The sequence below is a fragment of the Chlorogloeopsis fritschii PCC 6912 genome (genome assembly GCF_000317285.1).
GTDB lineage: Bacteria > Cyanobacteriota > Cyanobacteriia > Cyanobacteriales > Nostocaceae > Chlorogloeopsis > Chlorogloeopsis fritschii.
Genome location: NZ_AJLN01000047.1, coordinates 68,424 through 94,728, shown reverse-complemented (window position 1 = coordinate 94,728; position 26,305 = coordinate 68,424). Strand labels below are relative to the sequence as shown.

The window sequence follows — 26,305 nt, the reverse complement described above, 5'->3', positions numbered from 1 at the left end:
TTAAGCACTGCAGGTGGCAAGATTTGTAGAAGTCAACCAGAGACTAGCTACAGCATATTTAACATATACTGATTCATGCTTGGCATGACAGGAACTCTTCAATTCCACGGTTTTTGTTTCGTCTTTAACTAACCTAGCCTGATAATTGTATTGCGAACAATCAGGCTTTTCAAAAGTTAGTTCAGCACGAATTGTATTTTTGTCTGCACTTTGCTCGATGATTCTGCCTGCAACTTTATAGTCAAACCAATCCCATCCATAGCGAAAGATGAGTTCTCTTTCCAAAACCTGGATTGAACTTGGTAGAATTCCCCAACCTCGATAAACTTTTTGCAAGCATTTAATATCGCCAGTGCGCGTCAAAATCGATTTAAACGATTCTTGATCGAGATTGCCGTAGTATCTCCCTGCTGGAAAATCTATTAATGTAGGAGCAAATCTATGTCCGCCAATGTGGCTGGATTTCCATATTCGGACGTTCTCTAAATTTAATTCATCAACAATACTTGTAGCATTAAAATAAAACGAATTACCATATCGAGAGCAGCATTTATCGTGACTGCCGTGGGTACATACTAAAAAATCTCTGGTTGCAGTTGCCTCTACTTCATAGTTAGAGTTTCTATCCCACAACCATTTTCTAATTACAGCTGCTGCTTGCTCTATATTTTCTAAATGAAACTCTCGCTTTTGATAACCATGACTCAACCCATCTTGTTTTTGATAAATTAACAGAGTTTTACGCTCTACTTTATGGGAGAGATTATTAGCAATCAAAAGAAAATTTATCGGTAGTTTAGCACGCTTTATCTCCTCTACTAAAAGCCGTAAATTTTCTGGAACCCATTTGGAGTGAAAGGCGTCTGTTGCCCAAGGTGTAGGACACTCAATCAAAATATAAGTCTTATGATTGGACACACTGCCAATAATATCTTCTCCTAATTGACGGGAATTGTCAGAACAAAAGAAAGTATTCATCTAACTGTAGTAATTGGTTGAACTAAAAGACAAAGGATATTACTAACAGAGTTAGTATTTTTAGTTACAATCTCCCCAGAAACTCGTTAGCTATTTTTTCGTAGCTACAAAATACTCTTGCATCTATCAAGCTAGATAAAAATGAACAACGACTATTTTTCATTTTTATCCTAGTAGCCACTTTATAACATCATTTTTCACTCGATTTTGTGCTGTAAATGATTTTTTCACAAATTATCTCAGCTAACTTGTTGAGAAAAATTTACTGCTTCACAGCAAAGAGTTATAGTTTTTCCTATTGCTGCAAATTCAATTTTCTCTAGTTTAGTCTCACAAGTAAAATCAGCGAAATACAGACTCTTTTCGGATTTGTAATTAATCCTAACAAGACGCAGCTGGGGTTTATACTTACATCTTGCCTTTAACTGATTTTTTGAATACATTAGATTTAAAAATTAACTTGAGTTGCTTTCTAATTCAATAGATAAGCAAATTTATTTTCTCCTTCTGTAAATATAAATAATGATTTGTTTATAGTACGTAGGGTTAAGTAATTTCCCCCTTGATCTAGTTGAAATTTGTCTCTAAATAGGCGCATTTTGCAAAAAATTCTCAATTGAATTAAAAAAAGAAAATTAAAACGAGTTTATGAGTTTTACGGAAATGATAGCAATTATTTGTGAATGATAGGACTACCAGAAGAAGTATTTTTACGTACTTCTACTAGCTTGACTTTCGTCGGTTTAAGGAAAATCTTGGCTGTGAGACTAAGGATATAAAAGCAAATTATGCAAATCACCCTAAATTACCCTGTTAAGCGATCGTACCTCCTGAAGAATAAATTAGAGACTGGAAATCAGTACCTGTTTCGACTCTAGCCGATGTTAATGGCAAATGCAAGTTTTTACTAATTATTTTAAAGATAGCTATATGGTTCCATAGCAGGAAAAGTAGCAATATCAGTGGTTAAAAAGCGTTTAAGAGGAGAAGGGATTGAGACCAGAAGCCTTGCAAAAACTAATGTAAAAGATAAATATTCTCAATACTACGTTTTTTTGTAATAGTCTGAGAAATTCTTAGAGTAAGTAGAAATACTGATAAAGGAACCACTTAGAGTCAGCAATCAGAATATTTTGTAGACGCAACGGGCAGTTTGAGAGCGTGAACAATTAACTAATGCCTCATTCCCTGCGCAAACTTTGCTTTTATCCATGAAAGTTACAATGAATAACATAGGAGAAAATAATGATTTCTTGCTATGGCTAGAGCAACTTTTAGCTTTTACGCAGAATTAAATGATTTTTTGCCGACAAATAAAAGAAATGGGACAATTGAACATTTTTTTGGAGAAAGAGGCTCGATCAAGGACATGATCGAGTCATTAGGTGTCCCCCATCCAGAAGTTGATTGTATTGAAGTAAACGGGACATTAGTAGACTTTTCTTATATTGTTCAGGATGGAGATATTATCAACGTCTATCCTATTTCCGCAGCAAAACAAACACCCATTTTGAGTTTAGTACGACCGACACCACTAAATGTGATTCGCTTTGTTTTAGATATTCATTTAGGAAAATTGGCGTCATCTTTACGTTTGTTGGGTTTTGATACTTTATATCGGAACGATTATGATGATGCAGAATTAGCTGAGATTTCCAGCACGCAAACACGAATTCTCTTAACCCGCGACAAAGGTTTGTTGATGCGGAGTGTGGTTACATATGGCTATTACGTGCGAAATACCGATCCTCAAAAACAAATTGTAGAAGTATTGCGGCGCTTTGATTTATTTGAATTAGTATCTCCTTTTAAACGATGTCTGCGCTGTAATAGCCTGTTAAAACCAGTTAGTAAACAAGCTGTTGTAAACCAGTTGCCAGAAAACATCCAACGGGAGATAGAGGAGTTTCATCGCTGTCAAGGCTGTGCTCAGATTTATTGGAAAGGCTCCCATTACCAAAGATTACAGCAATTTATTGACGGTGTGCTAGCAGAAATTTAGACAGCGTTGCATGAAAGTTGTATATGACTTTAAAAAACAATAATTTTCTGGAATTCTTATTTGTAGTTCAGCGATTCTGACTGTTTTGCTCTTGGATTCATTTTTGCCAGTGGAAAAGGGAAACCACTGGCTTTTTATTGCGTTTATGGATATTCCGACACCCTAGAAGGATGCGGCTATACAAACAAAGCCTGCGGAGTCAGGCTAATGTAGAGACGCGCTATTTCAAGAGTCTTTATTTACATCTTGCACCAATGGTTTGATTGCAATTTTTGTAGCAATTTTTGTAGGGTGGGCACTACTTCACTTTCCTCATGCCCTTATTTTTATGTTATGAACAGTGCCCACCTTACGGTTATTGAGAGTGGTGCAAGCTTTCTGTTTACTTTACAAACAATGTCCATCTGTGGTTGTAATTAACAATGCTCGTAATTGCTGCAAGAAGTCTATGATATAGGTAGTCAACTTCTGTTCAGACGGCGCTACTACAGGTCTTTTCTATCGCATCATTTTAGTTGTGTCAATTTAGTAGTGATGGGTGTTGCGCAAAAGTTGTATTTAGCTTTACAAGAAATTAGCTCTCTGGAATTCTTAGTTATAGTTCAGCAAGCCTCGTTGTTATCGCTTTCACTTTGCGCGTTGCCAGTGATTTTTTTAAGCACTGGCTTTTTTTGTTCTTTTAAGTTCAAATAAGTAGCTTTCTCAACTTCTAAAATTTTTTTGCGCCCAATCAAGCTTACATTTTAGATCAGAGACAAATCTAAAATGATATGACATTAATCTTAGCGCTCGATTTTGGCGGTACAAAACTGGCAGCAGCTGTAGTCAATGCGGGTGCTAGAGAGTGGCTGGGCTACGATCGCTCACTGTCGCCAGCTGCTTCCAATGCTAGCACTGACTTAAAAATTATGCGATCGCTCATCAAATCTGTGCTCCAAGATAGGAAACCCGCCGCGATTGGTGTTAGCTTCGGCGGGCCTGTAAATGCAACTACGGGTACTGTGAGATTATCGCATCATGTATGCGGTTGGGAAAATATACCTTTGCAACAATTATTGGAACAAGAATATGGTGTTCCTGCTAGTGTTGATAATGATGCTAATGTAGCGGCTTTAGGCGAGTTTCGTTATGGCGCCGGTAAAAGCCATAATAATTTATTCTACATTACCGTTAGCACTGGCGTCGGGGGTGGTTGGATACTCGATGGAAAACCTTGGCGGGGTGCGGAAGGTATGGCTGGGGAAATTGGACACATGGTTGTAGATCCCACAGGGCCGATTTGTTTGTGTGGCAAGCGGGGATGCGTGGAAAGGTTGGCGTCTGGGCCTTATATGGCAGAGGATGCGAGGGAGGAATTGCAGAGGGGCGGGGGAGAAGTAATTAGAAATTTGGTAGGTGGGAATTTAGAGTTAATTACGGGGAAGGTGGTGAGTGAGGCGGCGGCACAGGGTGATGAGTTGGCGCAGGAACTTTTAGAGCGATCGGCTTGGGGATTGGGGGTGGGTATTGGTAACGTGGCAAATTTGATCAACCCCCAGCTGTTTGTTTTGGGTGGGAGTGTGACGAAGGCGGGAGAAAGATGGTGGAAAGTGATTCACAAGACGGCACGAAAGACAGCATTACCGGAAGTGAATTTTGAGATTGTGCCGGCGGCGTTGGGGGATGATGCGCCGTTGTGGGGTGCGGTGGCTTTGGCGGAAGATTTGTTACAATGAGCCGTCTTTTGATGATTAGCTATTTTGAAACATCGGCGTGCTGAGGTAACGTTCTCCAAAGGAAGGCTGAATCATCACAATTAAGCGATCGCTATTTTCTGGACGTTTTGCGACTTGTATTGCTGCACACAAATTTGCACCCGAAGATATACCGGATAATAAACCTTCTTCCTTTGCCAAACGCCGCCCAAATATCATTGCTTCCTCATCGCTGACTTCGATCACTTCATCAATTAAATCTATGCGCAGAACTTCTGGCACAAATCCGGCACCAATACCTTGAATTTTATGCGCTCCTGGTTGACCGCCAGATAGAACAGGACTATTTTTGGGTTCGACTGCGATCACCTGAAAGTTAGGCTTACGTGATTTAATAACTTCAGCGATGCCAGTAATCGTTCCTCCAGTTCCCACTCCAGCTACAACAATATCTACTTGCCCATCAGTATCCGCCCAAATTTCTAGAGCTGTGGTTTCTCTGTGAATTTTTGGATTTGCTGGATTGCGGAACTGTTGCAGCATATAAGCATTGGGAGTACTAGCCACAATTTCTTCAGCTTTAGCGATCGCCCCTCGCATTCCCTCAGCCTGGGGTGTTAGTTCCAACGTCGCACCATAAGCTCTCAGCATTGCTCGCCTTTCTAAGCTCATAGTTTCGGGCATAGTCAAAATTAAACGATAGCCACGCACTGCCGCCACCATTGCCAGTCCAATTCCTGTATTTCCAGATGTCGGCTCGACTAAAATACTTTTTCCTGGCTCAATCAAACCTGCTGCTTCCGCCGCCCGCACCATGCTTATGGCAATACGATCTTTGACCGAAGCAGCTGGATTCATGCCTTCCAACTTGACAACAATTCTACCCACACATCCTTCAGCTTGGGGGATTTTATTTAGTTGAACTAAAGGAGTTCGTCCAATTAGTTCACTGATATCATGAGCGATGCGCATTAATTAACTCCTGAAATACTGTACCAATTCTCTATAAACTTGCACCTAATGAGAATTTCTAACTACTCGTGATGCCTACAAGGTTTACAGTTCCCCCTAAATCTCCTTTATAAAGACTAAGGTGTACACACAAATGATTTAATCACTCCAAATCCCCTTTTTTCTCTTTCCCAGGCTGGCAGCCCAAGAAAGCATTGATTGAGGCTCTGCTCCAATCAAGAGGCAGAGCCTCACAGTTTTCATTACCATGCAGAGCATGGTAATGAAAAAAAATATTGCTAGATAGGGAACAGAAGACAAGGACTAGGAATCTCTTTTCCCTAATACCTAAGTACTTAATTCTCACTCTGATTGGCTTTCCTGTCACCCGTATCCTGTTACTTATTTAATTTGACAATATAAAACTTTTACTGTTGCCTTTTTAAGTGCAGTTTGGACATTAATCACTTGGGATGACTCACCAGATATTCTAAAAAACTCTCATATTATTTGCTGTAAATTTTAATAATATTTTTAATATTATTGCTAGTTTATCTGAGGCTGACATTATAGGATATTTTTATATTTTTATTGTTTCTATAATCTACATTTATTATGTAATAATTTACTCACTATACAAATTTCATCCAGACAAGAAAACATATGGTTGTCAAAATTATTTTTATTAAAGCCTGAAACTTGAAAAAAGCTTTATTTATCGCTTCTTTTAATTTTTAATTGAGTACAACAATGCCAGCACCCTACCTCAATAATGCGAGTACCTACACCCTCTAAATACTAGTACCCATACCCCAAAAAATTTTTTGAATGTGGATAAGATGGAAGTCACAGGTTTTGAGTACACACTTAATTAATTTAATAATTCTTGATCCAGCAACGAAAATCTATTCCCTATCGAGATGGCTGCTATAAAACTTATAGGATTTACGCAGAGATTCCCCTCTATCCCCTCCTGCAAAGGAGGGGACTTCTTAAACCCCTACAACTACAAGGTAAGAAGAAAGGTTTTGAAGGCGTAAGTTCAGTTCTCAAGTTCTAGCTTTATTGAAAATTGGGATGAATTTTGTTAATGGCATACGTATCAAAAATTCGTCTCCTATGTGAAAAGATGCTAACTGAGTACGCAACGGCTTAACTTCTGGGTGTGCATACCTGAATTAAGATTTCTAAGACATAGCCTACAAATGTAAGTTTGCTTACATTAAATCTCAAAAAGACTGTCTGACAGGGTGCATACTGCCGAGTTCAGGAGAGCCAACATGAAATTAAAATTTTTAAAGTTTCTAACAGTTAGTTTGTTGACTTTAATAGTTCTTTCTCCAGAGCTAGTAGTATTAAGTGTGGTTTGGGAGCAACATATGCAGCTAGTAGAAACACAAAATTTCATGTGTGAATTTAACTCTAGAGCTGCCTCCTCTCAAAATACTAGCAAAACTGCTTTTCAACAAGAATGTCAAAAATATGCTCAAGACTTAGTTAGTATCAAAATATTTGATGCTAAATTGTTCAATTCACAACTTTCTCTTATTCAACTATATAAATATAAAATTGTCGATTTCTTAAAATGGTTCTTTTTGCTGTTTCCTATTTGTCTGGGTATATTAATTTTTTTATATGACAGGTACTTGGTTTATCGTGCTACAGTTTTTCAACGCCAAGTAGATATACTAGAGAAGTTGTGGCATGAAAGTATTGAACAATAGTTTATTTGTAATAAAAAAATGACACTAACAGAAGAACGCCAAAATCAATATTTTGACTTGATTGATAAGTTACTAAAATGTCCTAATGGGGAAGAACCAGAAATTTTGGAAGCTCAACCGGAATTAATTGATGCTGGTTTAATACAAACAATACTACAAGTGGCAACTGTATTTGCACATCAAGGTAATGAAGAAGGAGCAAAATTTTTAATTCATATTGCTCGTGAATTATCTAAGGAATTGGGTTTGTATCCTGAAGTTCCAAATAAGGAGTAAAAAATAGGAGTAATAATGCTACTGACCGCAACTGACGCAGGACGAATTGCTTTAGAATTTATCTTAGCTGAGTGGAATATCTTAGAAGAAGATAGGGAGTGGTTTGTAATTATTAGCTCTCGTCTCGTTGGTCAGAGTTGGTACATTGTAGAATTGGCTGTAGAAGGATTTCCCGATCGATGGTACGTCCAAGTCTACGATACAGGAGAGTGCGATCCAAATTATACATTTATCTCACCTATTTCTGGATCAGACGGATATACAGACCTCACAAATATTCCGCATCTGGTGGCAGAAGTTTTAGTATCGGAGCGTAATTCTCGATAAGTTAAATTTACAATTTAATCTTTAAAAATTCACAATTGGTGTTTTCTCCAAAACATTCTTTAAAATTGTGAATTTTATTTTAAGAAATCAAAAAGCTGTATGATTGCAAAATCTATAAAATTAGTCATTAATATAAATTATTTATTTAGAGTAGATCCAATAATAGTTTAATGATTTTTGTTCTTTTTTTGCTAAGATTAAAATATATAAAAAACAGATTTTTTTACTTAATAAGTCAATTTTACATAACAAAATTATGCTATATTTAAATATGTAATCAACCCTACATTACGTAAATTTTGTCATGATTAGAGAAGATATCTTGGCAAAAGAATTTGTCAGGGTAGTCAGTAAATACTACCCAAAAATTGGAGAACTTTTGGATGGCTGTCATGTAAAAGTCATTACCAATTATTGGGGACGCCCGCCTAAACGCTTGCGATATATAGGCATTTATTGTTCTGATGAAATGATGCCTCATGTGCAAGTTCACAAAGAAGTACTACGAGAATTAGCAGACAATATGGGGCTAGTTCAGGTAGTCTTCCTAAATGCCTCGCGACTTTTGCGCGATCCAATGTCGAAGATTAAGCAGGCAGATCCGCGCTTGTGGTTAGATTTGCACTGGGTTGCAACATAAAAACACAAGGCGATCGCTGCGGAAATCCGGACTATTCTGCAACGCCCGAAAATCATCACCAAGATGCCCGTTGCGCCAATCAAGAACAAGTCGCACTCGTAAAACACTTGGAAAGCTTGGGTTTTGATGAAGCGTGGGTGACGGAACAACATTTCAGTGAATCCAATCTCAGAACCCTCATCTTTGAATGTGCAAAAAAACCTGGAAAGTTTGACACGCTACAATCAAGAAATACGGAATTATGTGTGAAATGGCTAGTGGTTAATCTTTCATGATTAATAGCTAACAGCTAATAGCTAATGGCTAATTACAATAAACAATTACCAATTAGCGATTAACAATTAGCAATTAACAAATTTTGTAGAAAGGGCTAGTATTTATGAATAAACCCTTCTTGCATCCAGATGATAGACCACCCACTGAGGTGACGCAACAAGATAGAATGCTACATCTGGAACTAGAACAATCTATTGGTTCATGCTTTTATCAGGCGTGCGATCGCATTACCCAAGCATTATTGTCTCAATGTCAGTGGTATCTGATGGCAGATGCGAGCAACCTAAAGTTAGTGATTGACTGCCCAGACATAGTAACTTATTGGCATATCGTCAACAACATTACCCAGATTGGAACGAAGCTAGAGCAGTTTAGCAGTGAAGCAAAAATCCGCGTTTATCCGCCAATGGGTAAAGGAATGCCATTTGAAATTAGCGTCAATGAAATTTCGGCTTATCGAGATTGGCTTTAAACGTTAGCTGCCAAGTGCGATCGCTTTCTGTAATAAAATCTACTGGATAGCGATCGCACAGGTTGTTTAAGCAGGCAAGAAAGGAACTCAACAATCGCTTCTTCATAATCTAATAAAGTTTAGTTTGGCGATCGCTAGCGCAACGGCAAGAATCGTACTTGCCCTTCCCATTCCCCTTCCAAGCTGCACTCATCTAGTAACAGGATTTCCTCGATTGCTAAACCAACTGGAACCTGGCTAATAAGCGATCGCGTATCCCAACAGGGTTAAAACGTCTCTCAGCTTCTTGACGAACATCGCAAGCTCGGCGCTGACGTTCTAGAAGATATTCATCAACATCGGCTTGATGTCTTAAGTAATAGCCAATCACAGAATAAATATCAGAAAGTCGAAGCGATGGGTACTGCTCCTTGATTTCTTCTGCTGTAGATCCTTCCAGAAAAGCTGTAACCACTGTATCTAAAGTGACACGACTTTTACTTATGCGGACAACGCCATTGGCATCAGTAACAAGCGGAATTGGTTCAGCTGTTGGGATAAGTAGCATTTTGAGAGCAAGATTTGTCTAGTCTTCTGTTTCTAGTATAAGGTGAAGCCCTAACCAATCTTGAGGATTGTGAGTTATGTTTAAGCGGTCGCTAGCCTCAAAGTGAAAGTTGCTGTAATTTGGTGACGCTTTCTGTAAGAATATCTGGTGGAAGCGCGATCGCGCCGTAAATCAATGCATACCATTAGTAGACCGATCCGGAAGTTAAATTTGCGTTAATGCCGAACCCTTATTACTACGTTGAGTAAAGACATATAGTCAACCTTTAAAACCCTTGTCTAAACTGGGTTATAAATTTCCGGACAAGTCTAGTTGGGTTGTAGGCTGTTGTTGGATCTTCTCCCTTTGCTTACACTTGAATCGTCTGCATACTTTACCCATCCACCAGTTAATACTGTTCTCAGTTATACTTTGGTTTTTAGATTTTTGCGATCGCCATAACTAATCACTACATCAGGAAAATAGATCTAGTCGATTTCAATAAGCAAAAAGGCATATTACTTACTCAAAATGCTTAAATGGGTTCTCAAAATGCCCGATCGCTTTCTCATTTTGGTGTTTTCCGCAAGCAAAAAGGCATATTGCTTACTCAAAAAGCCTAATCGCTTTCTCATTTCAGTAAATCGCGCACTCCTAAAGGTGTTTTCCGCAAGCAAAAAGGCATATTGCTTACTCAAAAAGCCTAATCGCTTTCTCATTTCAGTAAATCGCGCACTCCTAAAGGTATTTTCCGCAAGCAAACGGCAAATTACATTCTTAATTTACTTATTTGCTAACTCATATCAGTAATTGTTGCACTCATGAGGTGCGATCGCACTGTAGCAAAAGCCATTGCAGATTTGCCGAAATACTTTCAGGCTGATCGATACGGAAGTTTTTTAAGGTAAAGAATATTAACCGTACTTTATTACAAGTGTAGATTACGTTAAGATTTTTCCTGATTCTTTCCAACGGTATACGACTTTTGTTAAACAGTAGTGCAAATATCGTAAATTATGGACGCTGCCAAATACCCAGCCAATCTCACCTGTATTCATAACAAGCGATCGGCTGGCGATAGAGTAACATCCAAGAGCCTGTGTATCGTTCCCGATAGTTGTGCAAGAAACTAACACGTTTAACAAAAGTAGGGATGCTGACTATGAACCAAACAACAAACAACACATTCAACTCTGGGATGACTGATGAAGATTGGTTTAACTTAGGAAAATCTGATGCCTGGGCAGGCAAACCTAAAGTACCACCAGAACAAGATTCTCAAGCTGCCAGTATGTATGAATTAGGCTATAGCGAGGGAGAGATAAAACATCCACCGACTGAAGCTAAACAAGCAGATCGGTAGAAAGAGTTATATCCTCGTTACCAGGTTGAACCTGGTAACGAGAACTAGAGCCTCTGGCTCTCAATCGGGGTGCGCTCTTAGAAGTTCTCTTTGTGGGCTTGAGTCTTGAAAACTCATCTATACCAACAGCGATCGCCCATAGTTTTATATGTATATCTGCGTTAGCTTACTTAGATCTTGCACTACCGCCGTAGCACAATTAGGGTTAAGTCCCAAGTTTTAATATTTATCCTTTATGAGGATGAACCTTAACGCGTTTATGAGGATTTTGCTTCCTTACCCAAGTTATAAATTTCTGCATTTGTGGTTCATTTCTGAGTTTCTCTACTGAATTTAACTCCTGTGCTAGGCGGGTATTATCAAACAAATTGTGAATTTGCCGATGGCAAGCAGAACATATATTAATTTTCGGGCCGTGATGACCTTTTTTTTGTTTAGGAATCAGATGGTGAACAGTTAAGTGTTCCACTTCTCTTTCACACAATTCACAAGCCATATAATTGTTAGTTTTGAGATTTCTGATTTGAATTTTTCACTGTGTGTGGTTCAAAGATGAGATATGTTCCCCCTAGCCCTTCTACAATTGTGCGGGTATTAGCAGTGAGCATTTTTTGATAGGTATCCCCATCAGTTCCTGGTTCTCCCAAATTATCAGCAAATAATTGTCTTTTTGAAACTTTTATCTTTGCTTGTGTAGCAACAGTGTTCAATAAATTGGGGTTAGTTGTAGTCTCTATAAAAATTCGTGGAACTCTTGCTTGTTTGATTGTTTGAACTAGTGTTTTAACCCTTGTAGCTGGAATTTTTTCTTGATTGCTAAAACCTTGCAAAGCACTTGTCCATGAAATATTATAGGCTCTTGCATAATAACCCATAGTATTATGAACTGTAATTAATTCGCGATTTTTAGGGGGAATACTAGCTATTCTCGATTTAATCCAGGTGTCGATTTCTGCTAATTCTTTTTTAATATTTTGAGTATTACTTTTGTAGATAGATGCATTTTCAGGAGATACTTTACTAAGATTGGAGCTAATTACCTCTACCATCCTCATCCCATTTTTAGGATTGTGCCAAACATGAGGATCGGGTACAATTCTTCCATCTTTTTTATATTGTAGTGGTTTGGGAACAGCACGTTGAGCAACTGCGATTTTTGCTGCACCATTTTTACTTGCCTTTATGACTTTGAATAAATTTGGTTCCAAATTATATCCATTATAAAAAATAATATTTGCTTCATTGATAGCTTGACGGTCTTCTGTTTTTGGTTGATAAAGGTGGGGATTAACTTCAGGGGGAATTAAGCAGGTAAGATCTACAGTCTGTTCTGCCACCTGTTTGATTAAATCGCATAGAACACTTGTGGTTGCGATAACTCTAGGTAAGTTACTGCTTAACTCATCTGAGGTAACAGTAGTTGTAGCAGAGGTATTAAGCAAATTACTGACATTACTACAGCCAACAAATCCAGTGGTTAAAGTAATGAAGATAAGACGTAGTAGAAGTTGGTTATGCTGTAATATTTTTGGCATAAAACCCCGATTAACAATTGAATGAGAAGTTAGGGGCATAAAAGACAGTGCGCGATCGCCTAGAAGTCAACAGAAAAATGAGGAGTGAACTAAAAAGTAACTCCTCACCTTCATATAGACAAATTTTAAAGCACTCTTGATAGAGGTTAATATAAGAAACTTGTAAGTGTCAGCTTACCTTCCATTTGGAGTTTAGCTTTAACACAAGTAGCACAATTACAACCAAGTTGATCCATGATTGATTTGGAATCACTAGAAAACTTTGATGCAATTAATTGGTGAGCTGGTTGTGTTGCACTCAAAGTGAAATGGGGTGTAACAGGTGCAGATTGGATACTGGATGCAACCGCTGGACTGGCGATTAGCAGTATCGAAGCAGTTACTACAGGAAAAGCCAGCAAAATTAGTTTGATTATTTTCATAGTTGAAAAAAAGACATCATAGCACTACAGCATAGCTAATTATTACTGATTAGTCATGAGTGTTTATTGTTCCTGCTGGCTTGAAAAAGGCAGAAGGCAAAAGGAAATTAGGACAAGGAGAAAAGGGGAAAGACGTGGTTCACGCTCCTGCTCCTTGTCCTCTTGTACGCAGTTTATGAGGGTTACTTAATAGCTGAAGATTTAACTGTGGGTTGAGTTTGACCAAATAACTAATTCACCGTTTTCAGTACCTGCGGCAATTTGGTTGCCTTGGGGATGCCATGCTAGACAAGAAAAGCCTTCTGAGGCACTGGTGAGAATTTGCAATACTTGCTTGGCTTGTTGCCATAAACAAATCCAGCCATCTGCACCAGCAGAAGCAAGTAGCAAGCTGTTGGGTGCAAAGGCGATCGCATTAATTACATCTACATGATTAGTTAATACTGTTGCTTCCCAACCCAAAGACTCATCTGGCGATTTTTCCCAGACGATAATACCATCAACACTACAGCAGGCTAAAACAGGCGCACTATTTTGGTTACTAATGTTTGACCATGCGATTTGGCGAATTTTGCCAGGAAAACCCCGCATCACCCAGGGTTGAGGGTCATTACCAGAGATTAATTGCTGAGTTTCAACAACACTCAGCGTCCGATCCATATTAGCAGAAGCGAGATACTTGCCATCCGGCGACCATGCCATACTTATACAAGCAGAAGGTATATCTAGTATGTATGGTTCTTGATGCCAATCTTGACAATTCCATACCTTTACCCCCCGATGTCCACAAATAGCAAGGTGCTCTCCATCGCTACACCAGTCAATACCCAGTGCCGAAGATGACTCAAAATTTAGGGTAACAACAATCTCACGAAAATCAGCATCCCACACTTGGACGTAGCGCCCCAAACTAAAAGCTAGTTGGTTACTAGTGGGATGCCAAGCCAGCTTGTCAATCCAAGCAGTATTATTTCCCAAAGTACTGATTAATTCACCTTTTCGCCATATTTTCACTCGTCCATCTTGCCCACCAACGGCTAAGAATTGCCCATCATAGGAAAAAGCCAGGCAGTTGAAAGATGCATCATTCCCAGCTTGCAGGATAGTCAGCTTTTCATTTTCCCATTGTGCAACTTCTCCAAACGCAGAAGCCACAGCTAAACTTTTACCTTGTGGTGACCAAGCGATCGCTGTGATGTAATCTGAAAGTGTTGCAGAAAATAACTGTTCAAATTCCTTAGAATCAATAGTAGAAAAATTCATAACAATTAAAACTTAAAAATTAAAATATTGTTAGAAAAAAAGTAAAAAGGCTAAAGCCTTTTTACTTTTTTCCTTCATTTATGCCATACAGGCGAGAAAATCTTGTCTGAGTTTGGCTTCATCAAGGTTACGCCCAATGAACACCAGTTCATTTTTGCGGGTTTCGTTGGGTTTCCAAGGGCGATCGGGTTTACCTTCAAAGAGCATATGCACTCCTTGGAAGACAAAGCGATCGTCTTCTCCAGCAATATTCAAAATTCCTTTCATACGGAAAATATCTGGCCCCTGGGTTCGCAGCAATTCCCCCAACCAATTGTTTAATTTCTCTCCATCTAGTGCCCCTTTTTCTACTAAAGCCACAGAAAACACGGTTTCATCATGTTCGTGGGCGTCTTCTTTTAAGAAATTTGGGTCGATTTCCAAAGCACGATCCAAATCAAAGGCTTTTACGCCTAAAAGAGCGTCCATTTCTACTTCAGAGTCACGGGTACGATAGATTTTTGCCATCGCATTCATTGAGCGAATCCGCCTTTCTAACTCATCCAGCACGTCTGGTGTCACCAAATCCGTTTTATTTAGTAGAATCACATCGGCAAAAGCAATCTGCTCTTGCGCTTCGTCCGCTTCCCAATGTTCCCAGATATGCTTGGCATCCACAACCGTAACTACTGCATCTAGCTCTATTTTGTCCCGCATATCTTCATCAACAAAGAATGTTTGAATCACAGGTGCAGGATCTGCTAGTCCGGTAGTTTCAATTACTAAATGGTCAAATTTATTCCGGCGTTTCATCAAATTGCCAATAATGCGGATTAAATCACCCCGCACCGTACAGCAAATACAGCCATTGTTCATCTCAAAAATTTCTTCATCCGCATCGATAACCAATTGATTATCGATACCTACTTCCCCAAATTCATTCACGATCACCGCAACTTTCTTACCGTGTTCGTAGGTGAGAATGCGATTGAGCAGAGTTGTTTTTCCCGCTCCCAGATAGCCGGTGAGAACTGTTACTGGAACTACGTCTATTGTCGCAGCACTGACCATATCCCAGATGCCTCTCGCGTTTCAAAATGATAATCAATTTCAATTTAACCACTGATGCCCAGATAGAGAAAAGCAGGGCAACAAATGATTTAACGAATATAACGGATAAAAGGGGACAATAAAGCAGAGGGGCAGGGAGCAGGGGAGAGAATTACTAACCACTGTACGGGTGGGTTTAGAAGATAAATTGTCTGTTTGAAAGGCAAGATTCTCTATCAAAAAAACCCGCACGCCAGTTGCTACAACGCGCTCAACCCGCAAGGGCGCACTGGCTCCCCTACTAACCACTAACCACTATCCACTGTACGGGCGGGTTTAGAAGATAAATTATCTGTTTTGACTCAAAGATAATCAGCAAAACCCGCCCCTACTATCCACTAACCACTAACTATTGACTAAAAAGGGCAATATTGCCTCTGCTACAGCTTGTGGGTATTCTTCATGCATTCCTAAGGAACCAGGAAGAACTGCTGATCGTACTCCATTTAAAGCTGCTAAAGCATCCATGTCAGCACGTGATTTAGTCGGAGAAGATTCTCCAATTACTACCATCAATGGCACAGACAAATCCCGAACTAGTGCCAGAAAATCACTTTGGTTGTGTACGGCATCAAGCGAACCTGTGACGAAGGCAGCGGGGGCAAATCTACCTCCTGGCTGTTGAGTATTGTGCCACTTGTGTTCGATGAAACTGGGAGTAAGCTTGTTTGCGTCAACGTAAACGTGACGGCGGTACATAAAACTTAAAAAAGATGGTACGGTGTTGAGCTTATAGAGTATTTGACCGAGGATAGGCGATCGCACTATTTCCCTAAAAATTCCAGCTACCTGTCGATTGGCTCCCATTGTCGGTAAAGGGCCACGCCAAGTTGGTGCTACTAAAACTATGCGTGAAATTACAGATGGATTTTCTGTTGCTAGTTTCAGAACATAAGCTGCACTGTGTCCAGCAGCAACTACTGCGATCGGGTTATTAAAGACAGAAGTAACAAAATTTTCGAGAAAACTCTGATATAAATTAGGGTCATAACTTACAGGCAAACGCGAAGAATCGCCAAATCCGGGCCAGTCTACTGCTACCACTTGAAAGTAGGGAGCTAGTAGCTTTGCGATTCCGCTCATTTCCTCTCGTGTGGAAACTGTGCTAAAAGCTGGCAGCAGCAGTAGTGGCGAACCACTGCCAAGAGTTTCATATACAACCTGCAATTGCTGGTTTTTCCAGTTCCAAGAGAATTCTTTTACTTCCCCACCTAGACCGAAAGTTGTAGGAGTTGATAATAAATTGGTAGACATTGGACAAAATTTTGTAGTTGTTTTGTTATTGGTTGTTGGTTATTAGTTATTTACTCTTAACGACTAACTACTGTACGAGCGGGTTTAGAAGACAAATTATAGTTGTCACCCAAAGATAATCAACAAAACCCTCCCCTACTCACCATTAACTAGTTAACAACAGCTGTAAAGCTCCTCAAAATATTCATTCTAGATTCTTTAATTTTTAATTTTTAATTCTTAATTTTTCATTCATCTGTAGGGGGTTGACATTCCAAAGCTTTTTTTTGCATGGTTTTGAAAATATTATAAAAACCATTAGCGCGGGAAGGTGTGAGGCTAACATTTAAACCAGTTTCTTGAATAAAATCTGGAGTAAGTTGGACAATTTCATTGGATGTGAGTCCATTCAAGCCTTCAATCAACAGACCGACTAATCCTTTGGTTAATTGAGAATCAGAGTCACCCTGAAACACTACTTTCCCATCTTCCAAGTTGGCTATAACATAAACTTGGGAAACGCAGCCAGGAACTTTGTTTTCTGGTAGTTTATCATCTGCTGGAAATTCCTTTAGCCGCTGACCGTACCAAATTAATTGTTCGTAGCGTCGCTTTGGATCTGTAGCCCGCTTAAAACGCTGGACTATTTTGGCGAGATTGGGTGGTAGTGAATCTATGCTAGAGGACATAACACGACAAGGTAATCAACGCTCCCACCTTGAGTGTAGATTATCTTGGGGTTTGATTGCGCTTTGATTGGACTATTAGCCTAATAGTTTGCCATAAAAATACAAAATAGAAAGCTCAACCCAATTAAATAAAAGCGTTTAACAGCAGGGTATATGCAAGAGTGGTACAAAGAAGACTTAGCCTATATTCATGATGTCGGTCACAGTGACTTTGCACTCAAATCCGCCCCTGGGATCTTAGAAATACTTACTCAGAACAAAGTACGTAATGGTCTGGTGGTAGACTTGGGCTGCGGAAGCGGATTGTGGGCACAAGAACTCTCCAAGGCTGATTATCATGTCCTGGGAATTGATATCTCAGAGTCGCTCATTGCGATCGCTCGAACAAGAGTCCCAGATGCTGAGTTTCGAGTCGAATCGCTGTTCAAGACAGATATCCCACCGTGCAACGCCGTTACTTCGATTGGTGAGTGTCTCAACTATTTATTTGATCCAGATAATAATTGGCAAACGCTAGTTCAGTTGTTTCTTCGCGTATACAGTGCTTTAACTCCAGGTGGTGTTTTCGTCTTCGATATTGCGGAACCTGGACAAGTAGTACAAGGAAACTTAACTAAAGGGTTTTCTCAAGGAGAGGATTGGGTGGTACTAGTCGAAAAGGAGGAGAACCCAAATCTTCAGACATTAACCCGTCGAATTACCAGCTTTCGGAAAATAGGAGAATACTATAGACGGGCTGACGAAATACATTGTCTGCAATTATACAAGTCTACAGATATAGCAAAAGAACTTCGCCGAGTAGGTTTCCAGGTTAGCAAAATGAGTAGTTATGGAAGCTACCATCTGCCGAAAGCTCATACGGCGTTCCTTGCACGGAAACTAGTGTGAAGTAGCGAAGATAACAGATTTATCACTTTCACAAGTAGATGAAATTATCAGCTTTTTCGCAAGTTACGAATTACGTTGCCCTGGCAAATCTTGTTGCAATTGATGCCGTCCATTGCGGACAATACGCAACATATCGTGAAGTTGCTCCTCAATATTTTGTAAAACACTGTCAGCATACTCATCAGCCCCATTTTGGATCGCTTGAGCTTCAGCGATCGCATCTCTTCGCATTTCCTCTATTTCTTGCTGACATTGGCGACGTTTACGATCAATTTCTTCAAGAGTTTCTTGCATCATCGCTTCGCATTCTTGCTGCACTTGTCGCCGCAGTTCGGAGGCTTCTCGTTCCGCCTGCTTGAGAACATCGCTATGATCTAAAATTTGCGCTCTTTTGGCTTGCGCAGCTTCAACAATCTGCTGTCCATACTCTTCAGCTTGTAGGATAATTTCCTCCTTCTGTTGAAGAATTTCTGCTGCTTCTTGAAAAGCTGTTGGCAGTGACAGCCGGAGAAAATCAAGCTGTTCGAGCAATTTTTCCTCATCCACTAACGTGTATTGTGTTAGTGGAATGTGTAAGCTAGCAAGAACGATTTCCTCCAGATGATTGAATTCCTGTTGAATATCTATGCTTCCCGTTCGCGTAGAGTTTTCAGAGATTCCATCGTGGAACTCTGGCGAGGCGGGAATGCTTCCGTTGCGATCTGATTCGCTATGGGCTGGTTTTGGGCGTAGCATTGGTAAATATCCAGGGCGACGTGCGGGGGAACAAGATGATCGACAGAACCACCAAACCTTGCGATCTCTTTTATCACACTACTACTTAAAAAACTATACTCGTTTGATGTTGCTAGAAAAACAGTTTCTATATCGGTAGAAAGAGTTTTATTTGTGTGAGCCATTTGTAGCTCGACTTCAAAGTCTGAAATTGCCCTCAACCCCCTTAGCAGGACAGAAGCTTGCCGCATTTGGGCATAATGAACAGTTAATCCATCAAAGGCGTCTACTTCAACATTAGGTAGATGTTTAGTACATTGACGAATTTGTTCTAAGCGTTTTTGCACTGTAAACAGAGGCATTTTGTTAGGATTCCGCAGTACGGCAACAATCACCTGTGCAAATAGCCGACTGCCGCGTTCGATAATATCAAGGTGTCCCAAAGTAATAGGGTCAAAGCTACCTGGATAAATGGCAATCACAATTTTTTGCCTCACAGATATTTACGTGATTATATCCAAGCATAGTTTATTCATTGCAAGATGCAATTTTTAATTTACAATCAACAGCCTGTTTGTTCTTAGCGTGTCACAATCAATTTTGTGGCTGTTGCAGTTGCAGCGTGACAGTTTAGAGTTATGAGTGCTGAGTTAGGTACTTCTGCATGGCATTGGATCTTTCCGTCTTACCTTTGGCATTTCAATTTACATCTCCTGGCCCGATTTTTGTGAGAATAGGGCCGATCGCTATCCGCTGGTACGGCTTGTTGATTGCGACAGCAGTATTAATTGGTGTTGCTCTCTCCCAGTATCTGGCAAAGCGCCGTAATGTAAATCCAGAGTTGATCGGTGATTTGTCAATTTGGTTGGTAATAGGAGCGATTCCAGCAGCGCGGCTGTATTATGTTTTGTTTGAATGGTCAGAATATGCCCAGCATCCAGAGCGGATCATAGCCATTTGGCAAGGAGGTATTGCTATTCATGGAGCAATTCTCGGTGGTCTCATAGCATCTATAATTTTTGCCAAACTGAAGCGAGTTTCTTTCTGGCAACTAGCAGATTTGGTGGCTCCTTCATTGATTTTGGGACAGGCGATCGGACGTTGGGGCAATTTTTTTAACTCTGAAGCTTTTGGCGATCCCACCAATTTACCTTGGAAACTATACATTCCCCCAGAGCGCCGTCCCCCAGAACTTGCTAACTTTGAATATTTTCATCCCACCTTTCTGTATGAATCTCTGTGGAATTTAATGGTATTTGCTTTGCTCATGACATTGTTTTTTCGCGGTTTGCGGGGCAAGCCACCATTAAAAACAGGTACTTTGTTTACGTTGTACTTAGCAGCCTACAGTTTAGGACGCCTGTGGATTGAAGGTCTTCGGACTGATAGCTTAATGCTTGGGCCACTCAGAATTGCACAAGTGGTGAGTTTAATCGGAATCTTCTTAGGATTAGCTGGATTAGCCTGGCTTTATATTGCTAACCGTCCTTTGCCTGATGTGGTTTCTACCCCTCAAAAGGAAGGAGAGAAAGGGAGATAGGAAGAGGGACAAGGGGACACGGGGACAAGGAGCAGGGGAGCAGAGCAGAAAGGAAAAGACTAATGACTATTGACTAATGACAAATGACTAACCACTAATGTAGAGACGCGATTTATCGCGTTTCTACAAACCAATGTCTAATGACAAATGAACTAATAACTAACCCAATAAAAAATGCCCCAGAGTGTTCTCCAGGGCTTAACCAGGGTGCATCTACCAATCACCTCTACTAGATATAGAGGGTTTATCCGGAAAGATACTGAGAAAAACTCAGAAAAATTTTTTGAAAAGATTAATTTCTGCTGGTAATATGCGTAAATATACTAAAAATTTAAGTAATGATAATTATCTTGATTGCCTAAAACCATCTGTGTATATTGTGGGAGCAGGGCCGGGCGATCCAGATTTATTAACAATTAAGGCACAGAAACTGCTAATGGCTGCGGATGTAGTTTTATTTGCTGATTCTCTAGTGCCACAACAGATTATAGAATTTTGTCGGGAAGACGCGGAAATCATTCGGACAGCAAACAAGACTTTAGAAGAAATATTGCCGATGATGATAGAACGGGTGCGATCGCAAAAGTCTGTCGTCCGTCTTCACTCTGGTGATCCCAGTCTTTATAGCGCTATCCACGAGCAAATGCAACTGCTAGCTGAAGCAGAAATCCCCTTTGAAGTTGTTCCCGGTATTAGCGCCTTTCAAGCTGCTGCCGCCAAACTGAAAGTAGAACTGACTGTTCCCGGTTTAGTTCAAACTATTATTCTCAGCCGCATCAGTGGACGTACAGAAGTCCCTCCCAAAGAGGAATTAGCTTCCCTCGCTGCCCATCAGGCAAGCCTGTGTCTATACCTGAGCGCTCGCCACATTGAAACAACCCAAGCCAAATTACTGGAACATTATCCAGTCGATACTCCCGTAGCAATTTGCTTCCGTCTGGGCTGGCCTGATGAAAAAATATGGATCGTCCCTCTCAATCAAATGGCAGATTGTACTCAAAAAGAAAAGTTAATTCGCACCACGCTTTATGTAATTAGTCCTGCATTAACAGAAGCAACAGCGCATTTACCAAGTATGGGCGTAGCGCGATCGCGTTTATATCATCCCGAACACAGCCATATATTTCGTCCTAAAGGATAAATTAGACGCCTGCTTTTCAGTTCCCGCTGTTCGATACACTTAGCAATGGAACACTTAAGTAGATTAAATTATGCTCGACGAACAGGCTAAAAAAACAATGCTACAGAAAATTCCCCACGGATTGTATATATGTGGTGTCAAAGATGGGGAAGAAGTCAACGGTTTCACTCTTAGCTGGTTAATGCAAGCTTCATTTAAGCCTCCCTTAGTCGTAATTTGTGTCAATCAAAATTCCATATCCCATCAAATGATTAAAAATAGCGGCTTCTTTGCTGTCAGCTTTTTGGAAGAAGGACAAAAAGACTTAGCGCAAAAGTTCTTCAAGCAGATGCGCCGGGTTGGTAATAAATTTGAGGATGTAGAATTTTATCTGGGCAAAACTGGCTGTCCAATTATTTCGGACTCCTTGGGATACATTGAGTGTCAGGTTGTCGATGTAGTGGCTCGTGGCGATCACACTGTCTTTGTTGGTGAAGTCATAGCTGCTGGCGTTCACCGTGAAGGTAAACAGATGCTACTGGAAACTACAGGCTGGCAGTATGGTGGCTAAATAGTTAGGAGTTAGTGGTTAGTCATTAGTCAATAGTCATTAGTCTTTTCCCATCTCCCCTGCTCCCCTGCTCCCCTGCTTCTTTTCTAGCCCCTGTTCAAGATTGAGCAGCGCTTCTTTACGACTAACTCCCCAGCGGTAACCTCCTAAACCACCATCTTTTTGAACTACGCGATGGCAAGGAATAACTAGTGCAACTGGGTTAGTAGCACAAGCTCTTGCTACAGCCCGTACAGATTTTGGTTGCGCGATCGCATGGGCAATGTCACTATAGCTAGCTGTGGTTCCGATTGGTATTTTTCGTAAAGCCTCCCAAACTAGAAGTTGAAATGCAGTAGCTTGCACGTCTAGGGGTAGGCTGGGACAAATGCTTCTTCCACTGAGGTAGTCCACTAAAGCCTGAGTCCAAGCATAAAGCTCATCGTCACCAGACTGGAGTGATGCACCTGCAAACTCTTGTTTTAACTCCTCTAGTAGTGCTGTTGCTGTTTCTCCCAGCCGTACACAGCACAAACCCCTTGTAGTGGCTGCCACTAATATTTCTCCAAGAGGCGAAGAGGCGATCGCATAACGAATAGTCTCGCCCTGGCCATGTTTTTGATAGGAAGCTGGTGTCATACCTAACTGTTGCGGTGCTTTTTCGTAAAGACGGCTACTTGCTCCATACCCAGTTTCATAAAGTGCATTAGCGATCATATCCCCTTGTTTCAAGCGTTTTTTAAATCTTTCCATTCGGCAAACATCTGCATATTGAAATGGCGTTACACCAGTCATCCGCTTGAATATTCTTTGCAAATGCGTGGGACTTGTGGACACATGAGCGCCTAATTCAGCAAGTGTAGGGATATGCTCTGTTTGCGCTTCAATGTAACGACAAGTTGCCAACACTTTAGCATAGGCAGAATTTGGTGCTATTGAATATTGTGGTTGACAACGCTTGCACGGTCGATAACCTACTGCTTCAGCTTCTTGAAACTCTCTAAAGAAGGTAACCTGATTGCGCTTAGGTTTGCGACTAGGGCAACTTGGGCGGCAGTAGATGCAAGTGGAGCGTACACCATAGAAAAACACTCCATCAAAACTTGTGTCTCGACTATTGATAGCCTGCCAAAAAATTTCTTCAGATAATGAAACTTGCTGCATTTTATACTCTATCCTTCCGCTATTTGTCGTCTTGGTTCAAATTTCTGAAGTCGGATGCCATAGACGAGAAATCAACCTTCCATCAATTACGGCAAGGCTAGCAAAAATTAACACCATGCCTCCAAATTCAGTCCATTGCAGTTGCTCGCCCAAAACAAATATGCCTAAAACCAAAGCGCTAATTGGTATTAAAAATGTTACTAATAATAGGTTAGTTGCACCTGCTACAGCTAAGATACGAAAATATATCAAGTAAGCAATTGCCGTACTGAATAAAGACAATCCCAGCACAGCTAATTTAGTAACAGTACTCAAATGTAAAGTCCAAGGGCGATCTACCAGCAATACTAGCGGCAAGAGCAGAATTGTTGTACTTAGTAGCATTCCTACCGCGGTGACAGTAGCAGGCAAAGTTTTGAAACGACGACCGTAGATTCCCGCACAACCGTAGGAGCAAGCAGCACCTAAAATAGCTAATTGTCCAAGACTATTTAGACTCAGCCCATGTAATGTATTTAGTCCAATCAATACAATGACACCACATAATCCCAAAAAAACTCCAACTAAACGGTTAGGTGTCAGACGCTCATCTTTAGTAAAAAAGTGAGCTAGCAAAATTGTGAATAAAGGTGTTGTTGCGTTGAGAATCGCAGCGAGGCTACTGTTAATTTGGGTTTGTCCCCAAACAATTAGGCTAAATGGGATGAGGTTATTCAATGCTCCCATCACCAAAAATTCACGCCACAAGCTCAAAGAAGCAGGCATTCGTTTCCTACTCATAAAGACAAAGATAGTCAGCGCGATCGCAGCTAAACTAACCCTGTATAAAACAACTGTAAGTGGTGGCAAATCTTTAAGAGCAATTTTAATCAAAAAGAATGAGCCACCCCATAATACAGAAAGGGTGATGAGAAGTAGCCACTCTGAAATGCCCATTGAGAGTTTTTGCATATCGATTATCTCAATAACTTTCTCAGTGACCCTAGATTAGGCGTATTTCCAGATTGACTTCTATCCGATCCTTGCGATCGAACTAGGGACTAGGGACTAGAGACTAGGAAGAGGACAAGGGGAGGGGGAGAGTGAGGGAGCGAGGGAGCGTGGGAGCGAGAGAATAAGAGTAAATACCCTCGTACCTTCCCTCTTTCATACCCTCACTCCTTCTGGGTGTCCCCTTGTCCCCGCGTCCTCTTCTTCTGTGCCTCTACGGTTCGATAAACTTAACAGTGTCGAATCAGAAAAATTATTATGCCGTTAATTAAAGTTCAAACTTCTGTATCTACACCAGAAAAAACTGAAGTTGAAGCAATGCTTAAAGGCTTGTCAGCCAAATTAGCTAAACATACGGGAAAACCAGAATCTTATGTCATGACAACTTTTGAGGGTGAGGTTCCCATGACTTTTGCTGGAACTATAGATCCAGTTTGCTACATAGAAATTAAAAGTGTTGGCACAATGAAGCCAGATCAAACTCAAGCGATGAGTCAAGACTTTTGCCAGGAAGTTAATCAAAAGCTGGGTGTACCCAAAAATCGAATTTATATTGAGTTTGCTGATGCCAAAGGCTTTATGTGGGGGTGGAATGGCACAACCTTTGGTTGATAGGGTTTTAATTGCATTTGCTATGGGAACACTCAAATAAGTGCAAACCAAAATGCTGGGAAAGTTCCTCACACACTTTTACCCCTCGCACGCTATTACCACGTGAGTCTAGTCTGGGCGAAAACACTGCTATTCCCATTTGATTCGGAACTACAGCGATAATTCCACCAGAGATGCCACTTTTAGCAGGAATACCAACTTTGTAAGCCCATTCGCCTGCAAAGTTATACATCCCGCACGTGTACATGACGCTGAGAATATCTTTGATATAACGGCTATCAACCGCTTGTTCTTTTGAAATCGGATTGACACCTTTATTGGCTAGGGTTGCCGCCATCACTGCTAAGTCTTGACAATTCACCATCACAGCACACTGCTGGAAGTAAAGGTCGAGTGCTTCATCTATTGGTTCGTCAATCATGCCGAAGTTGAGCATGAGGTGCGCCATTGCTCGGTTGCGATGTCCGGTGGTGCGCTCGGATGTAAATACCGCTATATCAACAAATACATCATGACCAATGTATCTGCGGAACATATCTAACATCCGGTTGAGACGTTCACTAGCACCAAACCCCTTGATCAAACTGGTGGTAGCGATCGCTCCCGCGTTCACCATTGGGTTATAAGGTCGCTTTGATTGCTCATCCAATACAATGGCGTTGAATGCATCTCCTGTAGGTTCTACACCAACTCTAGTCAATATATAATCTCGCCCGTGATCATCTAGTGCTAATCCATACACAAACACTTTAGATATCGATTGAATCGTAAATAGCTGGTTATAATCTCCAACTTTATAAACTTCACCATTAACGGTGGCTATGCAGATGCTGAAAGCATCTGGGTTTACCTTTGCTAGTTCTGGGATGTAATCCGCTACCGCACCCTCTTGCTCTAACTTGTACTTGTCATGCAAGTCATCTAAAAAAGATTGAAGTGGCAATGAGGCTATCTGTAAAGACTTTTGGTTAGCCATGAAGTTAATAATCTGAGTGTGAATGATTACGCCTTCTCTACTACACTAGGCTACTTGTTGTGTTTAATTACCGTGGTGACAAAAGAATCGAATCACACCAGCAAATCTAGGTAATTTTTGAAATAAGTGATGATATTTACCAATGTAAAAAAAGCTTCCTTGAACAAAAGCTGCTCTGAAACAGTTTTTCTGGAAGTGTTGTATTTTATTTAACTAAAGAGCTTGCACTCATTGTGTTGCTGGAGAAAGTTAGTGTATTAATTCCAATGTTGCAATTCCTACACCAATAAA

Annotated in this window: 29 protein-coding genes and 1 pseudogene; 14 read left to right on the top strand and 16 right to left on the bottom strand. The window is 40.5% G+C overall.

The genetic code is table 11. The features are described from left to right. Entirely contained in the window at positions 1 to 978 is a 978-nt protein-coding gene (locus UYC_RS0105645; protein WP_016873676.1) for a sucrase ferredoxin, read from the bottom strand. A gap of 1,258 nt (positions 979 to 2,236) precedes the next feature. Here UYC_RS0105645 and UYC_RS0105635 point away from each other — a divergent pair. Together UYC_RS0105635 and UYC_RS0105625 are read left to right on the top strand one after the other, a co-directional pair. Beyond that, entirely contained in the window at positions 2,237 to 2,980 is a 744-nt protein-coding gene (locus UYC_RS0105635; protein ID WP_016873674.1) for a Mut7-C RNAse domain-containing protein, read from the top strand. A 770-nt stretch (positions 2,981 to 3,750) separates the two neighbouring features. Then, positions 3,751 to 4,695: an ROK family protein gene (locus UYC_RS0105625; protein ID WP_016873672.1), complete on the top strand. Its 945-nt coding sequence runs from the start codon at positions 3,751 to 3,753 to the stop codon at positions 4,693 to 4,695. A 15-nt stretch (positions 4,696 to 4,710) separates the two neighbouring features. Here the strand turns inward: UYC_RS0105625 and cysK are convergent, their stop codons facing one another. Further along, a complete protein-coding gene (gene cysK, locus UYC_RS0105620) occupies positions 4,711 to 5,646 on the bottom strand; it encodes a cysteine synthase A (protein WP_016873671.1) in 936 nt (311 codons plus the stop codon). 1,259 nt (positions 5,647 to 6,905) lie between these two features. On the opposite strand from cysK, the gene UYC_RS0105615 reads away from it, so the two are divergent. From UYC_RS0105615 to UYC_RS0105590, 6 genes and pseudogenes are all read left to right on the top strand, one after another. After that, positions 6,906 to 7,349: a hypothetical protein gene (locus tag UYC_RS0105615; RefSeq protein WP_016873670.1), complete on the top strand. Its 444-nt coding sequence runs from the start codon at positions 6,906 to 6,908 to the stop codon at positions 7,347 to 7,349. An 18-nt stretch (positions 7,350 to 7,367) separates the two neighbouring features. After that, a complete protein-coding gene (locus UYC_RS0105610; RefSeq protein WP_016873669.1) occupies positions 7,368 to 7,625 on the top strand; it encodes a hypothetical protein in 258 nt (85 codons plus the stop codon). A 15-nt stretch (positions 7,626 to 7,640) separates the two neighbouring features. Beyond that, the gene (locus UYC_RS0105605) at positions 7,641 to 7,952 is read left to right on the top strand and encodes a hypothetical protein (protein WP_016873668.1); all 312 of its coding nucleotides are present in this window, start codon (positions 7,641 to 7,643) and stop codon (positions 7,950 to 7,952) included. Positions 7,953 to 8,256: 304 nt separating this feature from the next. Then, positions 8,257 to 8,592 (top strand): hypothetical protein, encoded by a 336-nt coding sequence (locus UYC_RS0105600; RefSeq protein WP_016873667.1) that lies wholly within the window; start codon positions 8,257 to 8,259, stop codon positions 8,590 to 8,592. 16 nt (positions 8,593 to 8,608) lie between these two features. Further along, positions 8,609 to 8,762 (top strand): annotated as a pseudogene (locus tag UYC_RS37545) (LLM class flavin-dependent oxidoreductase); the annotation flags it as partial. A gap of 209 nt (positions 8,763 to 8,971) precedes the next feature. Next, a complete protein-coding gene (locus UYC_RS0105590) occupies positions 8,972 to 9,340 on the top strand; it encodes a hypothetical protein (protein ID WP_016873666.1) in 369 nt (122 codons plus the stop codon). On the opposite strand, the gene UYC_RS37540 is transcribed toward UYC_RS0105590, so the two are convergent. Both UYC_RS37540 and UYC_RS0105585 read right to left on the bottom strand, forming a co-directional pair. Next, positions 9,306 to 9,446, bottom strand: coding sequence for a hypothetical protein (locus UYC_RS37540; protein ID WP_157171214.1), 141 nt, complete (start codon positions 9,444 to 9,446; stop codon positions 9,306 to 9,308). The two genes, UYC_RS0105590 and UYC_RS37540, sit on opposite strands and share 35 nt — an antisense overlap. A 111-nt stretch (positions 9,447 to 9,557) precedes the next feature. After that, positions 9,558 to 9,887: a DUF433 domain-containing protein gene (locus UYC_RS0105585; protein WP_016873665.1), complete on the bottom strand. Its 330-nt coding sequence runs from the start codon at positions 9,885 to 9,887 to the stop codon at positions 9,558 to 9,560. A gap of 1,141 nt (positions 9,888 to 11,028) precedes the next feature. Here UYC_RS0105585 and UYC_RS0105575 point away from each other — a divergent pair. Beyond that, a complete protein-coding gene (locus UYC_RS0105575) occupies positions 11,029 to 11,229 on the top strand; it encodes a hypothetical protein (protein WP_026087380.1) in 201 nt (66 codons plus the stop codon). A 226-nt stretch (positions 11,230 to 11,455) separates the two neighbouring features. On the opposite strand, the gene UYC_RS0105570 is transcribed toward UYC_RS0105575, so the two are convergent. From UYC_RS0105570 to UYC_RS0105540, 7 genes are all read right to left on the bottom strand, one after another. Continuing rightward, on the bottom strand, positions 11,456 to 11,725 hold the full coding sequence (locus UYC_RS0105570) for an HNH endonuclease (RefSeq protein WP_016873662.1): 270 nt from the start codon (positions 11,723 to 11,725) through the stop codon (positions 11,456 to 11,458). A gap of 7 nt (positions 11,726 to 11,732) precedes the next feature. After that, positions 11,733 to 12,764 carry a metal ABC transporter solute-binding protein, Zn/Mn family gene (locus UYC_RS0105565; protein ID WP_026087379.1) on the bottom strand — a complete coding sequence of 344 codons (1,032 nt, stop codon included), beginning with the start codon at positions 12,762 to 12,764 and terminating at the stop codon, positions 11,733 to 11,735. 146 nt (positions 12,765 to 12,910) lie between these two features. Then, entirely contained in the window at positions 12,911 to 13,186 is a 276-nt protein-coding gene (locus tag UYC_RS0105560) for a hypothetical protein (protein WP_016873660.1), read from the bottom strand. A gap of 201 nt (positions 13,187 to 13,387) precedes the next feature. After that, on the bottom strand, positions 13,388 to 14,449 hold the full coding sequence (locus UYC_RS0105555; RefSeq protein WP_016873659.1) for a WD40 repeat domain-containing protein: 1,062 nt from the start codon (positions 14,447 to 14,449) through the stop codon (positions 13,388 to 13,390). A 78-nt stretch (positions 14,450 to 14,527) separates the two neighbouring features. Further along, positions 14,528 to 15,499: a CobW family GTP-binding protein gene (locus UYC_RS0105550; RefSeq protein WP_016873658.1), complete on the bottom strand. Its 972-nt coding sequence runs from the start codon at positions 15,497 to 15,499 to the stop codon at positions 14,528 to 14,530. Positions 15,500 to 15,883: 384 nt separating this feature from the next. After that, positions 15,884 to 16,792 (bottom strand): alpha/beta fold hydrolase, encoded by a 909-nt coding sequence (locus UYC_RS0105545; RefSeq protein WP_016873657.1) that lies wholly within the window; start codon positions 16,790 to 16,792, stop codon positions 15,884 to 15,886. A 227-nt stretch (positions 16,793 to 17,019) separates the two neighbouring features. Continuing rightward, positions 17,020 to 17,460 carry a SufE family protein gene (locus UYC_RS0105540; RefSeq protein WP_016873656.1) on the bottom strand — a complete coding sequence of 147 codons (441 nt, stop codon included), beginning with the start codon at positions 17,458 to 17,460 and terminating at the stop codon, positions 17,020 to 17,022. Between the two features lie 153 nt (positions 17,461 to 17,613). On the opposite strand from UYC_RS0105540, the gene UYC_RS0105535 reads away from it, so the two are divergent. Then, a complete protein-coding gene (locus UYC_RS0105535) occupies positions 17,614 to 18,348 on the top strand; it encodes a class I SAM-dependent methyltransferase (RefSeq protein WP_016873655.1) in 735 nt (244 codons plus the stop codon). Between the two features lie 63 nt (positions 18,349 to 18,411). Here UYC_RS0105535 and UYC_RS0105530 read toward each other — a convergent pair whose 3' ends face one another. Next, positions 18,412 to 19,083, bottom strand: coding sequence for a DivIVA domain-containing protein (locus tag UYC_RS0105530; RefSeq protein ID WP_235082888.1), 672 nt, complete (start codon positions 19,081 to 19,083; stop codon positions 18,412 to 18,414). After that, positions 18,972 to 19,544, bottom strand: coding sequence for a pantetheine-phosphate adenylyltransferase (gene coaD, locus UYC_RS0105525; RefSeq protein ID WP_016873653.1), 573 nt, complete (start codon positions 19,542 to 19,544; stop codon positions 18,972 to 18,974). The genes UYC_RS0105530 and coaD overlap by 112 nt, the downstream gene beginning before the upstream one ends. 182 nt (positions 19,545 to 19,726) lie before the next feature. On the opposite strand from coaD, the gene lgt reads away from it, so the two are divergent. The 3 genes from lgt to UYC_RS0105510 all read left to right on the top strand — a co-directional run bounded on the left by lgt (position 19,727) and on the right by UYC_RS0105510 (position 22,293). Next, complete coding sequence (gene lgt, locus UYC_RS0105520; RefSeq protein ID WP_016873652.1) at positions 19,727 to 20,602, top strand: prolipoprotein diacylglyceryl transferase; 876 nt, start codon at positions 19,727 to 19,729, stop codon at positions 20,600 to 20,602. Between the two features lie 310 nt (positions 20,603 to 20,912). Beyond that, positions 20,913 to 21,743, top strand: a complete 831-nt coding sequence (cobM, locus tag UYC_RS0105515) for a precorrin-4 C(11)-methyltransferase (RefSeq protein ID WP_016873651.1) — start codon at positions 20,913 to 20,915, stop codon at positions 21,741 to 21,743. A gap of 70 nt (positions 21,744 to 21,813) precedes the next feature. Then, positions 21,814 to 22,293, top strand: a complete 480-nt coding sequence (locus tag UYC_RS0105510) for a flavin reductase family protein (protein WP_016873650.1) — start codon at positions 21,814 to 21,816, stop codon at positions 22,291 to 22,293. A 39-nt stretch (positions 22,294 to 22,332) separates the two neighbouring features. On the opposite strand, the gene ada is transcribed toward UYC_RS0105510, so the two are convergent. Continuing rightward, on the bottom strand, positions 22,333 to 23,436 hold the full coding sequence (ada, locus tag UYC_RS0105505; RefSeq protein WP_016873649.1) for a bifunctional DNA-binding transcriptional regulator/O6-methylguanine-DNA methyltransferase Ada: 1,104 nt from the start codon (positions 23,434 to 23,436) through the stop codon (positions 22,333 to 22,335). A gap of 36 nt (positions 23,437 to 23,472) precedes the next feature. Continuing rightward, on the bottom strand, positions 23,473 to 24,387 hold the full coding sequence (locus UYC_RS0105500) for a DMT family transporter (RefSeq protein ID WP_235082887.1): 915 nt from the start codon (positions 24,385 to 24,387) through the stop codon (positions 23,473 to 23,475). Positions 24,388 to 24,684: 297 nt separating this feature from the next. On the opposite strand from UYC_RS0105500, the gene UYC_RS0105495 reads away from it, so the two are divergent. Then, positions 24,685 to 25,038 (top strand): phenylpyruvate tautomerase MIF-related protein, encoded by a 354-nt coding sequence (locus UYC_RS0105495; RefSeq protein ID WP_016873647.1) that lies wholly within the window; start codon positions 24,685 to 24,687, stop codon positions 25,036 to 25,038. Positions 25,039 to 25,045: 7 nt separating this feature from the next. Here the strand turns inward: UYC_RS0105495 and glsA are convergent, their stop codons facing one another. Then, a complete protein-coding gene (glsA, locus tag UYC_RS0105490; RefSeq protein ID WP_200862356.1) occupies positions 25,046 to 26,023 on the bottom strand; it encodes a glutaminase A in 978 nt (325 codons plus the stop codon). Positions 26,024 to 26,305 lie beyond the last annotated feature (282 nt).

What these genes read in the sequence shown, in the direction of transcription:
- UYC_RS0105555 (WP_016873659.1), bottom strand. Translation starts at nt 14,449, where the DNA reads ATGAATTTTTCTACTATTGATTCTAAGGAATTTGAACAGTTATTTTCT.
- lgt (WP_016873652.1), top strand. Translation starts at nt 19,727, where the DNA reads ATGGCATTGGATCTTTCCGTCTTACCTTTGGCATTTCAATTTACATCT.
- UYC_RS0105500 (WP_235082887.1), bottom strand. Translation starts at nt 24,387, where the DNA reads ATGCAAAAACTCTCAATGGGCATTTCAGAGTGGCTACTTCTCATCACC.
- UYC_RS0105560 (WP_016873660.1), bottom strand. Translation starts at nt 13,186, where the DNA reads ATGAAAATAATCAAACTAATTTTGCTGGCTTTTCCTGTAGTAACTGCT.
- UYC_RS0105625 (WP_016873672.1), top strand. Translation starts at nt 3,751, where the DNA reads ATGACATTAATCTTAGCGCTCGATTTTGGCGGTACAAAACTGGCAGCA.
- UYC_RS0105615 (WP_016873670.1), top strand. Translation starts at nt 6,906, where the DNA reads ATGAAATTAAAATTTTTAAAGTTTCTAACAGTTAGTTTGTTGACTTTA.
- UYC_RS0105545 (WP_016873657.1), bottom strand. Translation starts at nt 16,792, where the DNA reads ATGTCTACCAATTTATTATCAACTCCTACAACTTTCGGTCTAGGTGGG.
- UYC_RS0105600 (WP_016873667.1), top strand. Translation starts at nt 8,257, where the DNA reads ATGATTAGAGAAGATATCTTGGCAAAAGAATTTGTCAGGGTAGTCAGT.
- UYC_RS0105530 (WP_235082888.1), bottom strand. Translation starts at nt 19,083, where the DNA reads ATGCTACGCCCAAAACCAGCCCATAGCGAATCAGATCGCAACGGAAGC.
- UYC_RS0105570 (WP_016873662.1), bottom strand. Translation starts at nt 11,725, where the DNA reads ATGGCTTGTGAATTGTGTGAAAGAGAAGTGGAACACTTAACTGTTCAC.
- ada (WP_016873649.1), bottom strand. Translation starts at nt 23,436, where the DNA reads ATGCAGCAAGTTTCATTATCTGAAGAAATTTTTTGGCAGGCTATCAAT.
- UYC_RS0105610 (WP_016873669.1), top strand. Translation starts at nt 7,368, where the DNA reads ATGACACTAACAGAAGAACGCCAAAATCAATATTTTGACTTGATTGAT.
- UYC_RS0105535 (WP_016873655.1), top strand. Translation starts at nt 17,614, where the DNA reads ATGCAAGAGTGGTACAAAGAAGACTTAGCCTATATTCATGATGTCGGT.
- cobM (WP_016873651.1), top strand. Translation starts at nt 20,913, where the DNA reads ATGCGTAAATATACTAAAAATTTAAGTAATGATAATTATCTTGATTGC.
- UYC_RS0105635 (WP_016873674.1), top strand. Translation starts at nt 2,237, where the DNA reads ATGGCTAGAGCAACTTTTAGCTTTTACGCAGAATTAAATGATTTTTTG.
- UYC_RS0105565 (WP_026087379.1), bottom strand. Translation starts at nt 12,764, where the DNA reads ATGCCAAAAATATTACAGCATAACCAACTTCTACTACGTCTTATCTTC.
- UYC_RS0105590 (WP_016873666.1), top strand. Translation starts at nt 8,972, where the DNA reads ATGAATAAACCCTTCTTGCATCCAGATGATAGACCACCCACTGAGGTG.
- UYC_RS37540 (WP_157171214.1), bottom strand. Translation starts at nt 9,446, where the DNA reads ATGAAGAAGCGATTGTTGAGTTCCTTTCTTGCCTGCTTAAACAACCTG.
- UYC_RS0105575 (WP_026087380.1), top strand. Translation starts at nt 11,029, where the DNA reads ATGAACCAAACAACAAACAACACATTCAACTCTGGGATGACTGATGAA.
- UYC_RS0105645 (WP_016873676.1), bottom strand. Translation starts at nt 978, where the DNA reads ATGAATACTTTCTTTTGTTCTGACAATTCCCGTCAATTAGGAGAAGAT.
- UYC_RS0105550 (WP_016873658.1), bottom strand. Translation starts at nt 15,499, where the DNA reads ATGGTCAGTGCTGCGACAATAGACGTAGTTCCAGTAACAGTTCTCACC.
- UYC_RS0105605 (WP_016873668.1), top strand. Translation starts at nt 7,641, where the DNA reads ATGCTACTGACCGCAACTGACGCAGGACGAATTGCTTTAGAATTTATC.
- UYC_RS0105540 (WP_016873656.1), bottom strand. Translation starts at nt 17,460, where the DNA reads ATGTCCTCTAGCATAGATTCACTACCACCCAATCTCGCCAAAATAGTC.
- cysK (WP_016873671.1), bottom strand. Translation starts at nt 5,646, where the DNA reads ATGCGCATCGCTCATGATATCAGTGAACTAATTGGACGAACTCCTTTA.
- UYC_RS0105510 (WP_016873650.1), top strand. Translation starts at nt 21,814, where the DNA reads ATGCTCGACGAACAGGCTAAAAAAACAATGCTACAGAAAATTCCCCAC.
- UYC_RS0105495 (WP_016873647.1), top strand. Translation starts at nt 24,685, where the DNA reads ATGCCGTTAATTAAAGTTCAAACTTCTGTATCTACACCAGAAAAAACT.
- UYC_RS0105585 (WP_016873665.1), bottom strand. Translation starts at nt 9,887, where the DNA reads ATGCTACTTATCCCAACAGCTGAACCAATTCCGCTTGTTACTGATGCC.